Source organism: Marinomonas transparens (genome assembly GCF_016463975.1).
Taxonomy (GTDB): Bacteria; Pseudomonadota; Gammaproteobacteria; order Pseudomonadales; family Marinomonadaceae; genus Marinomonas; species Marinomonas transparens.
Genome location: NZ_JAEMNX010000012.1, coordinates 139,531 through 154,604, shown reverse-complemented (window position 1 = coordinate 154,604; position 15,074 = coordinate 139,531). Strand labels below are relative to the sequence as shown.

Genomic DNA, 15,074 nt, shown 5'->3' with positions numbered 1-15,074 from the left:
TTCGCTTTTGCAAAACCGCCGGCACCATCACTTACCCATGTAGTTGTAGCTGCACTTCCACCATTATTATAAACTTCGGTAATGTCCATTAGGCCATCACCATTAACATCCATGGTCAGGTATTGTCTACCGTTTCCCCACCCTCCGATATGATTAGCACTTTTCGCTTTTGCAAAACCGCCGGCACCATCACTTATCCATGTCGTGGTTCCTGCCATTCCACTTGCATAACTATAAATTTCCGCAATGTCCATTAGGCCATCACCATTAACATCCATGGTCAGGTATTGTCTGCCGTTTCCCCACCCTCCAATATGATTAGCACTTTTCGCTTTTGCAAAACCGCCGGCACCATCACTTACCCATGTAGTTGTAGCTGCACTTCCACCATTATTATAAACTTCGGTAATGTCCATTAGGCCATCACCATTAACATCCATGGTCAGGTATTGTCTACCGTTTCCCCACCCTCCGATATGATTAGCACTTTTCGCTTTTGCGAAACCGCCGGCACCATCACTTATCCATGTCGTGGTTCCTGCCATTCCACTTGCATAATTATAAATTTCCGCAATGTCCATTAGGCCATCACCATTAACATCCATGGTCAGGTATTGTCTACCGTTTCCCCACCCTCCGATATGATTAGCACTTTTCGCTTTTGTAAAACCAGAAACATCCGCCAAATCCTGTGAATTATAATCAAATACTGTTTTTGGGTAACACTCTGTATCACTGCAATAAGTTATCCCCAACAACATAGAAGTATTAGTAAAGTTGTCATCCTGATAATCAAAATCATAACTTGTAGTATTAATTGCAATACTACTTAAGCGCTGAGTAATTTTAGAAACAGAGCCCGCTTCATAACTGGTAGAAACATCACTGCGACCTTCATAGGCCATGTCCACACGATAAGCGTTATAGCTAATGCTGCTGACACTTAAGCCACCATTGGCCTGATCATTGATATAGGAATAATTGACTTGGTTGTTCGAGCTATCTTGAATGCTGCCTAAGCCCCATTTCACCGTCTTGCCTGCATAAGTGCCATTGGCTAAAAGCTTACTGTTGCTCGAATCCCCATAGGTGAAAACATGACCATTAAGCTGAATAACTTGCCACGAACCTGGATTGCCCGAAACGCCGTCAAAAGTGAATATTTTTACTTGTGGATTGGTTTCGGTTCGGTATTCCGCACCAACCGCACCATAACTGCCTGAAACGACTTTTAGCTTTTCGCCATCCAGACAAAATCTATCGTTAGTAAAATCCACCGCTTTTATAAAACCGTCTTGGGCTTGGTTCGCTGCACAGCGAGTGATCTCGGACAATCCCGTCAGTTGCCAGCCAAGGCCCAATAAACCATTGCCTTGCTGACTGTTATAACGCAGCGCTAGATTAGGTTGTAAACCATTAATGCCCGGTGGCACGTCGATGGGAATTTGATAGGTCGCCGCGCCACTGGAAGACACACCCGCTTCGCCGGAAAGGCTACCGACCAAGGTTTCGGCGTGGGAGACATTGATAAAACCAAGCAAACAAACGAAGACATACAACGGGATTGTCTTAAACACAGCTAATTCCTTTTATAGTTTTCTACAGGATTATTTCTCAAAGGCAAAATGGTGATCAGCGACACAGCATTATGTAAAGCAAGGTCAAGAAAAGTAATCGAAATTCTGTGTAATTGGAAGAAAAGTGCAAAAAAATCATCGTTTATCTACAGCGAACTTTATGAACGGCATTTTGAACACTGAGACAGACTCGAACCGAGTGGCGTTTCACCGAGGTAGGCGATAGTTTCGAGGGGAAGGCCACTTGGTTCGACAAGCTCAACACACCTTATTAAGCGCTGAACTAAGTGACGTTTCACTGAGGTAGGCGATAGTTTCGAGGGAAACGTCACTTGGTTCGACAACCCTGCGGCTAACTGTCTGACTTATTGAGTACCCAACTAGATTAGAACCGAGTGACGTTTCACTGAGGTAGGCGGTAGTTTCGAGGAGAACGCCACTTGGTTCGACAGCTCAGCGGCGAACTGTCGTTACCCTCCAATCTATTAAGCGCTAAGCTAAACTCAAACCGAGTGGCGTTTCATCGAGGTAGGCGGCAGTTTCGAGGGAAACGCCACTTGGTTTGATAGAGCCATACAGCTTCTACCTACCTAAACGAGACGTCTCTATTTAAATCGGTAGCTCAGCGCTTGGTCGCCATTCAATTTGAAGATGCTCGTAGTTTGGGTGACGCCAAAGCGTCCCTATGGCAATCAACTCATCCCCAAGAAACACATAAGGTAAATGCTCTCGCCACCAATTAGGAGTTTGCTGATCGTTAAGCCATTTCTTCAACTTGCGAGTCTTGCCGCTGGGCATAAGTAGCGTTGCGCCTTGGGGACGCTCTTTGAGTTCGCAGTCATCACTGCCATGAAGACAAATTTCATCAAAGGATCGCTTTAGCACTTCCCCTGACACCAAGGGAGCCAAGATAACAGCTTGCTCTGCCGGCAATAGATAAAGGGCGTTTTGGTGACGCATGATGCGCCCAGTCGCAAAAACGAACTCGGGTTGCCTGTCTTCCCCACCAGCAAACATTTCTACAATGCTTTCTAACTGGACATGGGGTAATGAAATGCCTTTGCCTTGCAAAAAGTATCGCAACCAAAAAAGACGTTCATCCAAGGCTTTATCCGCGATACAAGCCAAGTCTAAACCACCCGATGCATTCGTCCATTCCGCTAATTGTTGACTAGCAAATGTAAATAACATGGCGTAGTCAGTGGCGATGCGCTGAGCGCTGGAAGCGATATTTTGCTCCATTTTAGGAAAACGCGGTTTGAGTATCGGTACGACACTTTGGCGCAAAAAATTGCGGGTAAAGCGTTCGTCACTATTGGATTCGTCTTGTATCCAGTCAAGCTGTTGCTGACGAGCGTAATCCTCTATTTGCTGTTTTGATACGTCCAACAGGGGGCGAATCAAGCGAGCGCCATCCTCCCCTAACAACCTTTGTTGTGGCATGCCAGCCAGTCCTTTCCCGCCCGTGCCTCGTAGTAATCGAAACAAGACGGTTTCCGCTTGATCACCCGCGTGATGAGCCAGCAATATCACATCCTGATCTCCCATGGCATTTTGGAAAGCTTGATAGCGCGCATTACGGGCAGCGTCTTCTACAGAGGCTTGGGACTCTAGCTGTACTCGCTCGGCAACGAAGCGCACATCAAGGCTTTGACAAGTTGCTTCACAGTGTTTTAGCCAGCCATCGGCGTTGGCACTTAGGCCATGGTGGATATGAATCGCAGCGAGTTTTTGCTTTTGCTCAGGGGAAAGCTGTTGCACTAAGGCATACAGCAAAACATGGGAATCAACACCGCCACTAAAGCCGACCCACACAGTATTTACCTGCGTAAATACTTGGCTCAGCCACTCAGGGTTAAAACTGAGTGGCGATAAGGAAATCAGTGGTTTTAGGGTTAAATGGCGCATAGTCGTCTCAAACAAAAAAGCCTCCTAAATAGGAGGCTTTTGAGTGTAGCAAAAAAATTATAAACCGTAAGACATCAAACGATTATAGCGACGAGCCATTAGCTCTTCTGTCGTTAAAGCTTCCATACGATCCAATGCCGCGAGAACATTTTCTTTTAGGCTGTGAGCCGCTTGCTCATGGGCAATATGCGCGCCACCCATTGGTTCTTGGATAATGGTGTCTACTAGGCCAAGCTCTTTAAGACGCTGTGCAGTAATGCCCATGGCTTTCGCCGCGTCAGACGCTTTTTCTGCGCTCTTCCAGAGGATCGAAGCACAACCTTCTGGAGAAATAACGGAATAGGTACCGTATTGCATCATCATTAGCTCGTCACACACGCCAATGGCTAAGGCACCACCAGAACCCCCTTCACCGATAACGGTAGAAATGATCGGCGTTTTTAAGCGTGACATGGCCGCTAGATTAAAGGCGATCGCTTCACTTTGACCACGTTCTTCCGCACCAATACCAGGATAAGCCCCAGGAGTGTCGATAAGGGTCACGATTGGCATGTTGAAACGTTCTGCAGTTTCCATCAAACGCAAGGCTTTACGGTAGCCTTCAGGACGAGGCATACCAAAGTTGCGCAGGACTTTTTCTTTTACTTCGCGACCTTTTTGATGACCAATGACCATCACTGGGCGGCCATCTAAGCGCGCAATACCACCAACAATGGCACGATCATCAGCGTAGTGACGGTCACCATGCATTTCTTCAAAATCAGTAAAAATATGTTGAATGTAATCTAGGGTATAAGGACGTTTTGGATGACGGGCTAATTGGGAAACTTCCCATGCTCCCAAATTGCTAAATAGGCTTTGGGTAAGCGCGACTTTTTTATCTTCAAGTCGGCTGATCTCATCACTGATATTCAACTCATTGTCGTTGCCTACTAGGCGTAATTCTTCAATTTTTTGTTCAAGCTCAGCAATCGGCTGCTCAAAAGGTAGATAATCTAGATTCATGTTTAATTACACTGCTGTTTTGGTTGTCATCAAATACAAAAGCCAAAGGCTATCCGCCTTATGCTCTATTGGCGCATTGCTACGCCACATTCCATTGTACGCATTGTACGAAATCGTTAAATGAGGCTAAGTATACACTAACTGAACATTTTGTTTACCGTAATGTTTCTGAAGTTGGTGAATTAATTCGTCATCTGGGCGAATTTTCCACCCTGTTCCTAAGCGAATATCCCCATGGGCTTGTGGTGTATCAAAACCAATCACCACATCACAGCCATCGCCTCGGTAGGCCTCCATATGATTCGCAAGGGTTTGAATTTCCGTTGGCGTTACCGACTCTGATGTCCATGTAATGCGCAAGGCTTCCACATAGCGAATGCGAGCTTGGGCAATGTCCAAGATATTACGTGCAATGACTTTTTGCCCACCACGGAATTCATCTACCGTGATTTCACCTTCAACCACCACTACTTCATCTTTCACAATGACGTTTTTGAAGTCTTCGTAACTATCTGGGAAAACCGTTACTTCAATACGCGCCGAGCGATCATCCAAGGTAACGAAGGCAATGTTGCCGCCTCTCTTGCTCTTGGTAATGCGTAGGTCAACGATCAGACCAGCCATCACCTGAGTGTCACCACGCTTGGGTTGCAGATCGACGATTTTAGAACGCACAAAACGACGAATTTCTTTTTCGTATTCGTCAATCGGGTGGCCTGTTACATACAGGCCTAGGGTATCTTTCTCGCCATCTAGACGCTGACGAGGCGGCCATTCATGTTGAACCCCCACTTCTTTATAAGCGTCTTCTGTACTTTCTTCTACCGTGATGCCGAACAAATCCATCATGCCAGCATCTTGGCTTTTGGCATCCTGAGCCGCCCGTTTCAGAGCATCATCAATGCAAGCAAACAAGGTGGCTCGATTTGGTCCTATGGTATCGAACGCACCAGAACGCACCAAGGCTTCCATGACACGCTTGTTTACCTTGCGACCAACACGCTGACAGAAGTCAAAGATGTGTTCAAAGGGCCCATCTTTACGCGCTTCCACAATGGCTTCAATCGGGCCTTCACCAACGCCCTTGATGGCACCTAAGCCATACACAATGGCACCGTCACGGTTCACGGTAAATTTGAACACCGACTCATTCACGTTCGGCAGTTCTAACGCCAGTTTCATCGAACGACATTCTTCAATGAAGATCACTATCTTATCGGTATTCTGCATATCGGCAGATAACACCGCGGCCATGAAAGGTGCAGGATAATGGTTCTTCAACCAAGCCGTTTGATAAGACACCAAGGCGTAGGCCGCAGAGTGGGATTTGTTAAAACCATAGCCAGCAAACTTCTCCATCAGGTCAAAAATATTACCCGATAACTCACCATCGATATTATTCTTTAACGCACCCTCCATGAAGATTAGGCGCTGTTCGGCCATGACTTCGGCTTTCTTCTTACCCATGGCTCGACGTAATAAGTCAGCACCACCAAGAGAAAATTTAGCCAGTACCTGAGCAATCTGCATAACTTGCTCTTGGTACAGGATGATGCCGTAAGTCGGTTCTAAAACGGGAATTAGGTCATTGTGTTGATAGTCGGTATGGGGAAAGGCCAATTCTGCACGGCCATGCTTACGGTTGATAAAGTCGTCCACCATGCCGGAACCAAGCGGCCCCGGGCGGTATAAGGCCACCAAGGCGATGATATCTTCAAAACGGGAGGGCAAGAGTTTTTTAATTAACTCTTTCATACCACGGGATTCCAGCTGGAATACCGCTGTGGTCTCTGCACGTTTTAGTAGGTCGTAGGTAGATTTGTCTTCCAGATCAATGAGCGAAATATCTAGGGGCGGCTTCCCCTCTAGGGCATTGATGGTATCAATGTTTTTGACCGCCCAATCAACCACGGTAAGCGTTTTTAGACCAAGGAAGTCAAACTTTACTAGGCCGGCTTCTTCCACATCGTTTTTATCGTATTGGGTCACCAGACCCGAACCGTCTTCTTCACAATACAGCGGCGCGAAATCCGTTAGCTTAGTCGGCGCGATAACCACACCACCGGCGTGTTTACCAAAGTTACGCACCACGCCTTCTAGTGAAATCGCCATTTCCATGACTTCTGCCGCATCTTCATCGCCAGCCAAAAATTCAGGCAAGGCAGGCTCTTCTTCCAATGCTTTTTTCAGGGTCATGCCGATTTCAAAGGGAATCAGTTTGGATAACTTATCACCTAAACTATAGGGTTTACCCTGTACCCGAGCAACGTCTCGCACCACGGCTTTTGCCGCCATGGCACCAAAGGTAATGATCTGAGAAACCGCATCGCGGCCATAGGTTCGTGATACGTAATCAATCACTCGGTCACGATTATCCATACAGAAATCAATGTCAAAATCTGGCATGGAAACCCGCTCTGGATTCAAGAATCGCTCAAACAGAAGGTCGTATTCCAGTGGGTCAAGGTCGGTGATTTTAAGTGCATAGGCCACAAGAGAGCCGGCACCCGAGCCTCGTCCAGGGCCAACAGGTATGCCGTTGTCTTTGGCCCATTGGATAAAGTCCATGACGATTAAAAAGTAACCGGGGAAACCCATTTGGTTAATAATGGTTAATTCAAAATCCAAACGGTCCCAATATTCTTGGCGGCGTTTTTCTATGCGCTCGCCATATTTTTTGGTGAGAAAATCAAAACGCTCTTTCAATCCATCAAAGGAGAGTTTGCTGAAAAATTCTTCCATCGTCATACCCTCTGGTACCGGATAATCTGGTAGGAAGTATTCGCCAAGCAATACATCGACATTACAACGCTTGGCGATTTCTACTGTGTTCTCAAGGGCTTCTGGAATGTCTTCAAACAGTGCAGCCATTTCTTCTGGCGTCTTGAAATACTGCTCTTCAGAATAGCGCCGCTGGCGCCTAGGATCGTCTAGCGTCACACCATCGTGGATGCATACTCGCGCTTCATGGGCTTCAAAGTTTTCACGTTTTAAAAAACGTACATCATTGGTCGCCACAACAGGACAAGCGAGTTCTGTCGCAAGCGGCACCACCCCGTGAATAAAGTCTTCCTCTCCTGGACGGCTGGTTCTTTGCAATTCCACATAAAAACGATTAGGAAATACCGACATCCAATGGGATAAACGCTGACGGGCTTCTGCTGTTTTGTTCTTTGCTAATAGAACCCCCACGTCGCCATACTGGGCACCCGATAAGGCAATCACGTCTTGGCTACAGTCTTCTATCCATTCACGCTGCACAATCGGACGACCTTCCACCTGACCAAGTTGATAGCCTCTGGAAATGACTTCTATGATGTTTTTGTAGCCTTGATTGGACATGGCAAGCAAGGTCAGACGATAGCGAGATTCTGTTTCCTCATCTTCCGCAACCACCACATCCGCACCACAAATAGGCTTGATGCCTTTATCCATCGCGCCTTTATAAAAACGCACGAAACCACATAGGTTATTTTCGTCCGTTATGGCAACAGCAGGCATGGACATGAGCTCGGTCGTACCAAGTAAGCCTTTAATCTTTACTATGCCGTCAACCAAAGAGAATTCGGTATGAACACGTAAATGTACAAACGGTGTGGACAAGGTATTATCCTTCTACAATCTTTTTAACTGGACCAAAGCTACGCCGATGAATGGGCGTAATCCCATAAAGGCGGATCGCCTCTAGATGGGCGGCCGTTGGGTAACCTTTGTGCTTTTCAAAGCCATATTCTGGGTATATTTCTGCGCTCTTTATAATGTCTCTATCACGAGTCACCTTGGCCAAAATAGACGCAGCAGAAATCGCTGCTTGCCGAGCATCTCCTTTCACCACAGCCTCTGCAGGACAAGGAAGATTGGGTGGCAGACGATTACCATCAATCAACACATGTTCAGGCTTAATCGGCAATAACTCAACCGCTCTAGACATGGCTAACATGCTGGCATGAAGAATGTTTATTTGATCAATTTCTTCAATGCTTGCACTGGCAATGCCATAGGCTAGTGCTTTTTCTTTTATTTCATCAAACAGTAATTCACGTTTCTTTTCACTGAGCTTTTTGGAGTCTGCAAGACCTGCAATAGGTCGCTTAGGGTCTAAAATAACCGCAGCAGCCACCACTTCACCCGCCAATGGCCCTCTACCCGCTTCATCAACACCAGCAAGTAGGTCGCCAAAATAATGTTCGCTAACAAAAGGCGTCATCATTCTGCTTTCTCTTTCGTGTTTTTATTCTCGAGCATGGAAACAATGGCTTGAGCAGCTTGCTGTCCTGCATTTTTACGCAGCATCTCATGCAAATCGATGTACTTTTTCTGAATGCTTTTATCCCCGACAAAAGACTGCCAAGTCTGTAAAAAACGCCTAGCTAAATTGTCTGGCGTGGCCTCATCCTGTATCAATTCAGGAACAAGCTCTTCATTGGCGAGTAAATTAGGTAGCGAAAGGTGGGGAACCTTTACCATTCTTTTCATGATGGCATGGGTTACTTTATTCACTCGATAAGATACGACCATGGGGCGTTTTACTAACATGGCCTCTAACGCTGCCGTCCCTGACGCTAATAAAATGGCATCGGATGCGGCCATGACAGTACGAGATTGACCATCGATCAGAATCGCTTCAGCATTGGCTTCATGTAGCGCGGCCTCAATTTGTGCCTTACGCTCGGCATTTGCTGCCGGCATCAAAAAGATGGCATTTGGCTCTTGCTGTTTAATAAGTTTCATCGCTTCAATGAAAAGCGGTGCTAAACGACTTACTTCGCCGCCTCTAGAACCGGGTAAAATACCAAAAACAGGGCCATTCACTGGGCCTAAATTAAGTGTTTGACGAGCTTCTTCAGCGTCACTTTCTAAGGGGATTTCATCAGCAAGGGTATGACCAACACAAACAATAGGAATATCATGCTGATGGTAAATAGGCAGTTCAAACGGAAACAGCGCCAACATCAGATCAACCGATTTCTTGATATTAAAAATACGCTTTTGACGCCACGCCCAAACAGAAGGACTGACGTAATGAACAGTAGGAATGCCCGCTTGTTTCAGTTTTCTTTCGAGGGGGACATTAAAATCTGGAGAGTCGATTCCAATAAAAGCGGTTGGAGGGTTATCTAAGCAAGCTTGATATAAACGTTTTCGAATACCCAGCAGTTCACGCAGGCGCCCCAATACTTCAACCAAGCCCATCACAGATAATCTGTCCATAGGAACCATACTGCGGAAACCTTGCGCTTCCATTAACGGACCACCAATACCTTCAAATATGGCTTCTGGTTGAAGCTTTTTTAAATGGGCAATTAGGTTGGCACCTAAAATATCACCCGAGGCCTCACCAGCTACTAAAACATACCGTGTCACCGACCTTGCTTCCATTTATTCCGTCTCTAATACGTAATCTTTGATAAAAAAGAAAACCCCGAACATATCCGGGGTTTTCTTTATAAAATATGTCGTCTAACGAACAATACCGCGCTCGGAACGCCGAATTGATAAGACAAACTCAACCACTTCTGGAATATGGAAAATATCATCTTGCTCAAGTTCTTGCAGCGCTAATTCCAGTGTGAGTCCTTTCAGGTAAACAATTTTATAGGCTTTTCTAAGGCTTTTAATAATATCGCTAGGCACACCTCGACGGCGCATACCTTCAAAGTTCATGCCATGGGCTTTAGCTGGGTAGCCAGAAACCATGACGAACCTAGGGATATCTTTAGATACCATGGAGCCCATGCCGCACATGCTATAAGAGTTCACCTGACAAAACTGATGAACGCCAGTATAGCCGCCGAGAATAGCATGATCGCCTACAATAACGTGGCCAGCCAAGGCGACATAATTGGCGAATATATTGTGATCACCCACAATGCAATCATGCCCTACATGGGTACTGGCCATGAATAGATTATGATTGCCAATTTGAGTCACTTCTTTATCTTGAATCGTACCGCGATGAATCGTGGCATTTTCACGGATCACATTGTCATCGCCAATAATGAGTCTAGTCGGCTCGCCTTTGTATTTTTTATCCTGATTTGCTTCCCCAACAGAAGCAAATTGATAAATTTCATTACGACATCCTATCTTTGTGTGACCATTAATCACCACATGGGATTTAATCACGCTACCTGCGCCAATAATCACATCTGGTCCAATTACGCTAAAAGGGCCAATTTCTACACTGGCATCAATTTGCGCTTTGGAATCAACTAACGCTGTTGGGTGTATCGCCACTATAATTATACCTTCCTATCTGCACACATAATGGTTGCTGAACAAGCCAGTTCGCCGTCAACCGTTGCCTTACATTCAAACTTCCAAATACCACGTTTCTCAGTGACAATTTTTGCTTCTAATTGCAAACGATCGCCAGGCACCACAGGACGCTTAAAGCGTGCTTTATCTGTACCAACAAAATAATAGATAGAACCGTCTTCAGGGGTCTTATCCATGGTTTTAAAGCCTAGCACACCAGCCGCTTGTGCCATCGCTTCAATAATTAGCACTCCGGGCATCACTGGATGATGAGGAAAATGCCCATTAAAAAATGGTTCATTGATTGTGACATTTTTGTAGGCAACAATAGAATCGCCTAAATTCAGTTCAACAACGCGATCTACTAATAAAAACGGGTATCTGTGAGGTAGATAACGACGAATTTCATTTACGTCCATCATGTAAGTATTAACCTTTTTCTGAAAACTTATTAAGTATTTTTTCCAATTTGGAGATTTTCTTTGCCATATTATCGAGCTGTCTAATTCTTGCCACTGAACGTCGCCACTTAGATGTAGACTCCATTCCCGAACCTGAAGAATATGACCCTGCCCGCAAAATAGATTTGCTGATCATACTCATTGCCGTGACATGCACATGATCCACTATTTCTATATGCCCTGCGATGCCAACACCACCAGAGATAGTACATGCAGAACCAATCGATACGCTTCCTGCAATCGCGGTACATGCGGCAATCGCGGTATTATCACCAATTACCACGTTATGGGCAATTTGAACTTGGTTATCTATTTTAACACCATGCCCAATGCAGGTGTTTTCTATGGCACCACGGTCAATGGTTGTATTAGCACCCACTTCAACATTGTTACCTATCACGACAGAACCGAGCTGATCAATTTTTTCCCAACCATAAGAGGCAGGTGCAAAACCAAAACCATCCGCACCGATAACAACACCGCTATGAAAAATACATTTTTCACCAATAATCACATCATGATAAAGAGTGACATTAGCATACAAACGACTACCTTGAGCTATTTGAGCGCCTCGCCCTATCACACACCCAGCGCCAATCACACAGCCCTCCGCAATAACAACATCATCATCAATCACAACATTTGGACCAACAAGAACATCATCACCAAGTTGAGCATTAGAGGAAATAACGGCACTTTGATGCACCCCAGACCAAGACTCAGTCAAGGGAACAAATAGGTGGGATAATTGTGCAAAGGCTAAATAAGGGTTAGACACCACAATGGCATTGTCAACCAGCTGTGCCAGCTCATCATTTTTTACAATAACAGCACCAGCAGACGTCGACTCCAACTGATTTTGGTATTTAGGGTTCGCCAAAAAACTTAATGCGTGAACATCTGCTTTTTCAAGCGTCCCTATGCCATCTATCATAAGTTCAGCGTTGCCTTTAACGGTACCCTGAACCTTGTCTGCTAACTCAGCTAATGTATAGCTCATCCTTATTATTTATCCTTATTAATACGTGCTACCAATTCATTGGTTAAATCGGACTTTTCATTAGCATATAAGCTTAGCTGACGATTTAATACTAGATCTAATTTACGTTCTTCAATTAAGGATTTTAATGCGGCCTCACCTTTAGGTGTTAAAGATTGAATCAGGTTTTGCTCAAGTTCTTTTGCTTGACGTTGCATAGCAGCGGCCATGCTACGTACTTTGTTATCGTTTTCGGCCAATGCTTGACGACGCTTTTGAAACTCATCAGGTGATAGGGTTAACTCATCGCGCTTAAGGTCTTGAGCCATTTGATTAAGCGCTTCTTGCTCTTTTTTCAGACGCGCATCCATAGCAGCAATTTGCTGCTTGGGCTCTTTCGCCGCTTCTTGACCCGCATCACTTTGTAATAGGGCAGCTCTGAAATCAACAACCGCCATTTCTGTTGCTTGCACACTGCTCATTACGCATAAAGCAAAAAGCGTCGCTATTATTTTTTTCATTTTCTATACCTTTCACAATATTACTGGTTAAAAGTTACTGATTAAAAAGTGGTACCCAACTGAAATTGGAAGAAGTCTGTTTTATCGCCCTCTTTCGAATTTAGTGGTCTAGAAAGATTAAATGATAAAGGCGCAATAGGTGTAATCCAGGTCCAGCTCAAGCCAGCCGTATAACGAATTTCAGCAAAGTCGATGCCTTCATTACATTCGGTATTACCAGCAAAACAGCTATCGGTAAACACACTGCCGCCATCAACAAAGAAAGCGGTTCTTACTGATTTATGGTCTTCAACCATAGGCAGAGGGAAAATAAACTCCGCGGTTCCCGTCACTAAGATATTTCCTCCCAACGCCGAGCTAGTATTACTGGAGGTGCTCGGGTATGAGTTCTTAGGCCCTAATGACGACGCTTTATAGCCTCGAACAGAGTAGGCACCACCAGCAAAGTAGTTTTCAAAGAAAGGAAAATTCTCTGTATCGCCATAACCTGCACCGTATCCTAAACGACCTTTCAATCGGAACAACCACAGGTTAGAGCCCCCCATATTCCAGTATCTCTGAGAGGTCAGGCCAAGCTTAGCGTATTCTTGGTCGCCTGCTGGAGTAGCAACTTCTAATGTCGCTCTAGTGGAATAACCATTGGTCGGCAACACGCCACCAATCAGATCACTATCACTCCAAGTCAAGCTCGCAATGATATCATCATAATTGTCACCATAAGTCGTGACATAATCATTGGTTTCATTCGATGGATCATAACCCAACTTAACGCTCGTTTCTTTGATCGTTATGCCAAAGTTTAAGCGCTGGGTGTCTGAAATTGGATAACCGTAATTTACGCCGACACCAATTTTATCAAGATCGTAGTCTTCCACGTCATCATCGGCATGATCACTGGTTTGATAAAATAACTGAAAGCCACGACTTACACCGTCAACAGTAAAATAAGGGTTATCGTAGGAGAGTGTATAGTCCTGTCTTTGGTTAGTACGTGAGGCATTAAAAGAAAGCTTGTTACCCGTCCCCATAAAGTTACGCTTAGAAATACCAAAACCAAGCACAGTGCCATCAGCTTCAGAGTAACCAATACTCGCTTGGATGCTTCCTGATGGCTGCTCTAATACCACCACATCCAGATCAACCTGATCTGTTGTTCCAGGCACAGGACGTGTTTTTAAATCAACACTGCCAAAGAAGCCAAGACGCTCAATACGACGCTTGGAAGATTGTATTTTTGAATGGGTCGCCAAAGCCCCCTCAAACTGAGTCATTTCACGACGCAGTACTTCATCCTGAGTTTCACTATTGCCGCTGAAAACAATTCGGCGTACGTAAACTTTTGGACCAGGGGCAATTTGGTAACTAAGGTTAACAGTATGGTCATCAAGCTTTTCTGGGATCACATTCACATTAGTGAATAAGTAGCCATCATCGCCCAATTCAGTAGATATATCCTCTATAATCTTGGTAACCTGACTACGAGAAAAGACGTCGCCTTCTTGCTGATCAATATGTTTCCAGATTCTGTCTTCAGGAATAGGCAAGCTGCCACTTAGAGCCACTTGGTTAACACTGTAAGACTTACCTTCGTTGACATTGATGACTATGTAGACATCTTTTTTATCCGCCGACAGACTGACCTGACTGGAAACCACATCAAAGTCTAAATAACCATTATCAAGGTAATAGCTTTTCAGTTTGTTGATGTCGCCTTGAATTTTCGCTTTTCCGTATTCATCAGCAGAGCTGAAGGGGTTCCAATAACCCGTTTCGCGGGATTCGAAATCCTTAGTGAGCGTTTCTTCATCATAAGCCTCATTGCCCACTATATTGATGTGAACAATTTTAGCCGTATCGCCTTCGTCGATATTGATCGCAATAGCAACACGGTTACGCGGCATTTCATCAACAAGGATATCCACCTTGGCACTATAACGCCCCAATGCATAATATTGGCGCTGTAATTCTTGTACTATTTGATTAAGTGTTTCGGGCTCATAAATTTCGCCAATTTCTAGACCCGATAAGGTTAAGCCGCGCTGCAAATCTTCCGTTTTAATTAGGTTATTTCCCTCTATGGTTAAATTACCAATAGAAGGACGCTCTGCTACATCGAAAATCAACACATCGTTTTCTTCATAAACATCTATGTCGCTAAAGTAACCCGTGTTAAAAAGTGAGTTGATCGCTTGATAAACTTTACCTGAGTCATAGGCTTCATTTTGATCAAAGCCAATAACGTCGAAAGCCCTATCTGATGGCATTTGAACCAAACCATCGATCCGTACATCTTCTATATTTTTAGCAACGCTCTGCACGCTTATTAACGCCAACAATACTGCGGAAACGACCTTCACATATACCT

General features: G+C 44.9%; 11 protein-coding genes. All 11 read right to left on the bottom strand.

Annotated features, from left to right (window positions below; genetic code table 11):
* The coding region (locus I8J31_RS12070; RefSeq protein ID WP_325101201.1) for a SpvB/TcaC N-terminal domain-containing protein at positions 1-1,577 on the bottom strand (1,577 nt) is incomplete at its 3' end.
* Positions 1,578-2,186: 609 nt separating this feature from the next.
* Positions 2,187-3,500 (bottom strand): tRNA lysidine(34) synthetase TilS, encoded by a 1,314-nt coding sequence (gene tilS / locus I8J31_RS12065; RefSeq protein WP_233402738.1) that lies wholly within the window; start codon positions 3,498-3,500, stop codon positions 2,187-2,189.
* A gap of 42 nt (positions 3,501-3,542) precedes the next feature.
* Positions 3,543-4,490 (bottom strand): acetyl-CoA carboxylase carboxyl transferase subunit alpha, encoded by a 948-nt coding sequence (gene accA / locus I8J31_RS12060; protein ID WP_199468813.1) that lies wholly within the window; start codon positions 4,488-4,490, stop codon positions 3,543-3,545.
* 126 nt (positions 4,491-4,616) lie between these two features.
* Entirely contained in the window at positions 4,617-8,093 is a 3,477-nt protein-coding gene (dnaE, locus tag I8J31_RS12055) for a DNA polymerase III subunit alpha (protein ID WP_199468812.1), read from the bottom strand.
* 4 nt (positions 8,094-8,097) lie between these two features.
* Positions 8,098-8,697: a ribonuclease HII gene (gene rnhB, locus I8J31_RS12050; RefSeq protein ID WP_199468821.1), complete on the bottom strand. Its 600-nt coding sequence runs from the start codon at positions 8,695-8,697 to the stop codon at positions 8,098-8,100.
* Complete coding sequence (gene lpxB, locus I8J31_RS12045; RefSeq protein ID WP_199468811.1) at positions 8,697-9,869, bottom strand: lipid-A-disaccharide synthase; 1,173 nt, start codon at positions 9,867-9,869, stop codon at positions 8,697-8,699. The genes rnhB and lpxB overlap by 1 nt, the downstream gene beginning before the upstream one ends.
* Before the next feature lie 81 nt (positions 9,870-9,950).
* The gene (gene lpxA, locus I8J31_RS12040; protein WP_199468810.1) at positions 9,951-10,727 is read right to left on the bottom strand and encodes an acyl-ACP--UDP-N-acetylglucosamine O-acyltransferase; all 777 of its coding nucleotides are present in this window, start codon (positions 10,725-10,727) and stop codon (positions 9,951-9,953) included.
* 5 nt (positions 10,728-10,732) lie between these two features.
* A complete protein-coding gene (gene fabZ, locus I8J31_RS12035; RefSeq protein ID WP_199468809.1) occupies positions 10,733-11,170 on the bottom strand; it encodes a 3-hydroxyacyl-ACP dehydratase FabZ in 438 nt (145 codons plus the stop codon).
* 7 nt (positions 11,171-11,177) lie between these two features.
* Positions 11,178-12,209: a UDP-3-O-(3-hydroxymyristoyl)glucosamine N-acyltransferase gene (gene lpxD, locus I8J31_RS12030; RefSeq protein ID WP_199468808.1), complete on the bottom strand. Its 1,032-nt coding sequence runs from the start codon at positions 12,207-12,209 to the stop codon at positions 11,178-11,180.
* Between the two features lie 5 nt (positions 12,210-12,214).
* The gene (locus tag I8J31_RS12025) at positions 12,215-12,709 is read right to left on the bottom strand and encodes an OmpH/Skp family outer membrane protein (protein ID WP_199468807.1); all 495 of its coding nucleotides are present in this window, start codon (positions 12,707-12,709) and stop codon (positions 12,215-12,217) included.
* A 41-nt stretch (positions 12,710-12,750) separates the two neighbouring features.
* Positions 12,751-15,066: an outer membrane protein assembly factor BamA gene (bamA, locus tag I8J31_RS12020; protein ID WP_325101200.1), complete on the bottom strand. Its 2,316-nt coding sequence runs from the start codon at positions 15,064-15,066 to the stop codon at positions 12,751-12,753.
* Positions 15,067-15,074: the final 8 nt, after the last annotated feature.

Bases quoted from the DNA above. Each gene is read 5' to 3' on its own strand.
- accA (WP_199468813.1), bottom strand. From the start codon at position 4,490: ATGAATCTAGATTATCTACCTTTTGAGCAGCCGATTGCTGAGCTTGAA.
- rnhB (WP_199468821.1), bottom strand. From the start codon at position 8,697: ATGACGCCTTTTGTTAGCGAACATTATTTTGGCGACCTACTTGCTGGT.
- lpxB (WP_199468811.1), bottom strand. From the start codon at position 9,869: ATGGAAGCAAGGTCGGTGACACGGTATGTTTTAGTAGCTGGTGAGGCC.
- fabZ (WP_199468809.1), bottom strand. From the start codon at position 11,170: ATGATGGACGTAAATGAAATTCGTCGTTATCTACCTCACAGATACCCG.
- lpxD (WP_199468808.1), bottom strand. From the start codon at position 12,209: ATGAGCTATACATTAGCTGAGTTAGCAGACAAGGTTCAGGGTACCGTT.
- I8J31_RS12025 (WP_199468807.1), bottom strand. From the start codon at position 12,709: ATGAAAAAAATAATAGCGACGCTTTTTGCTTTATGCGTAATGAGCAGT.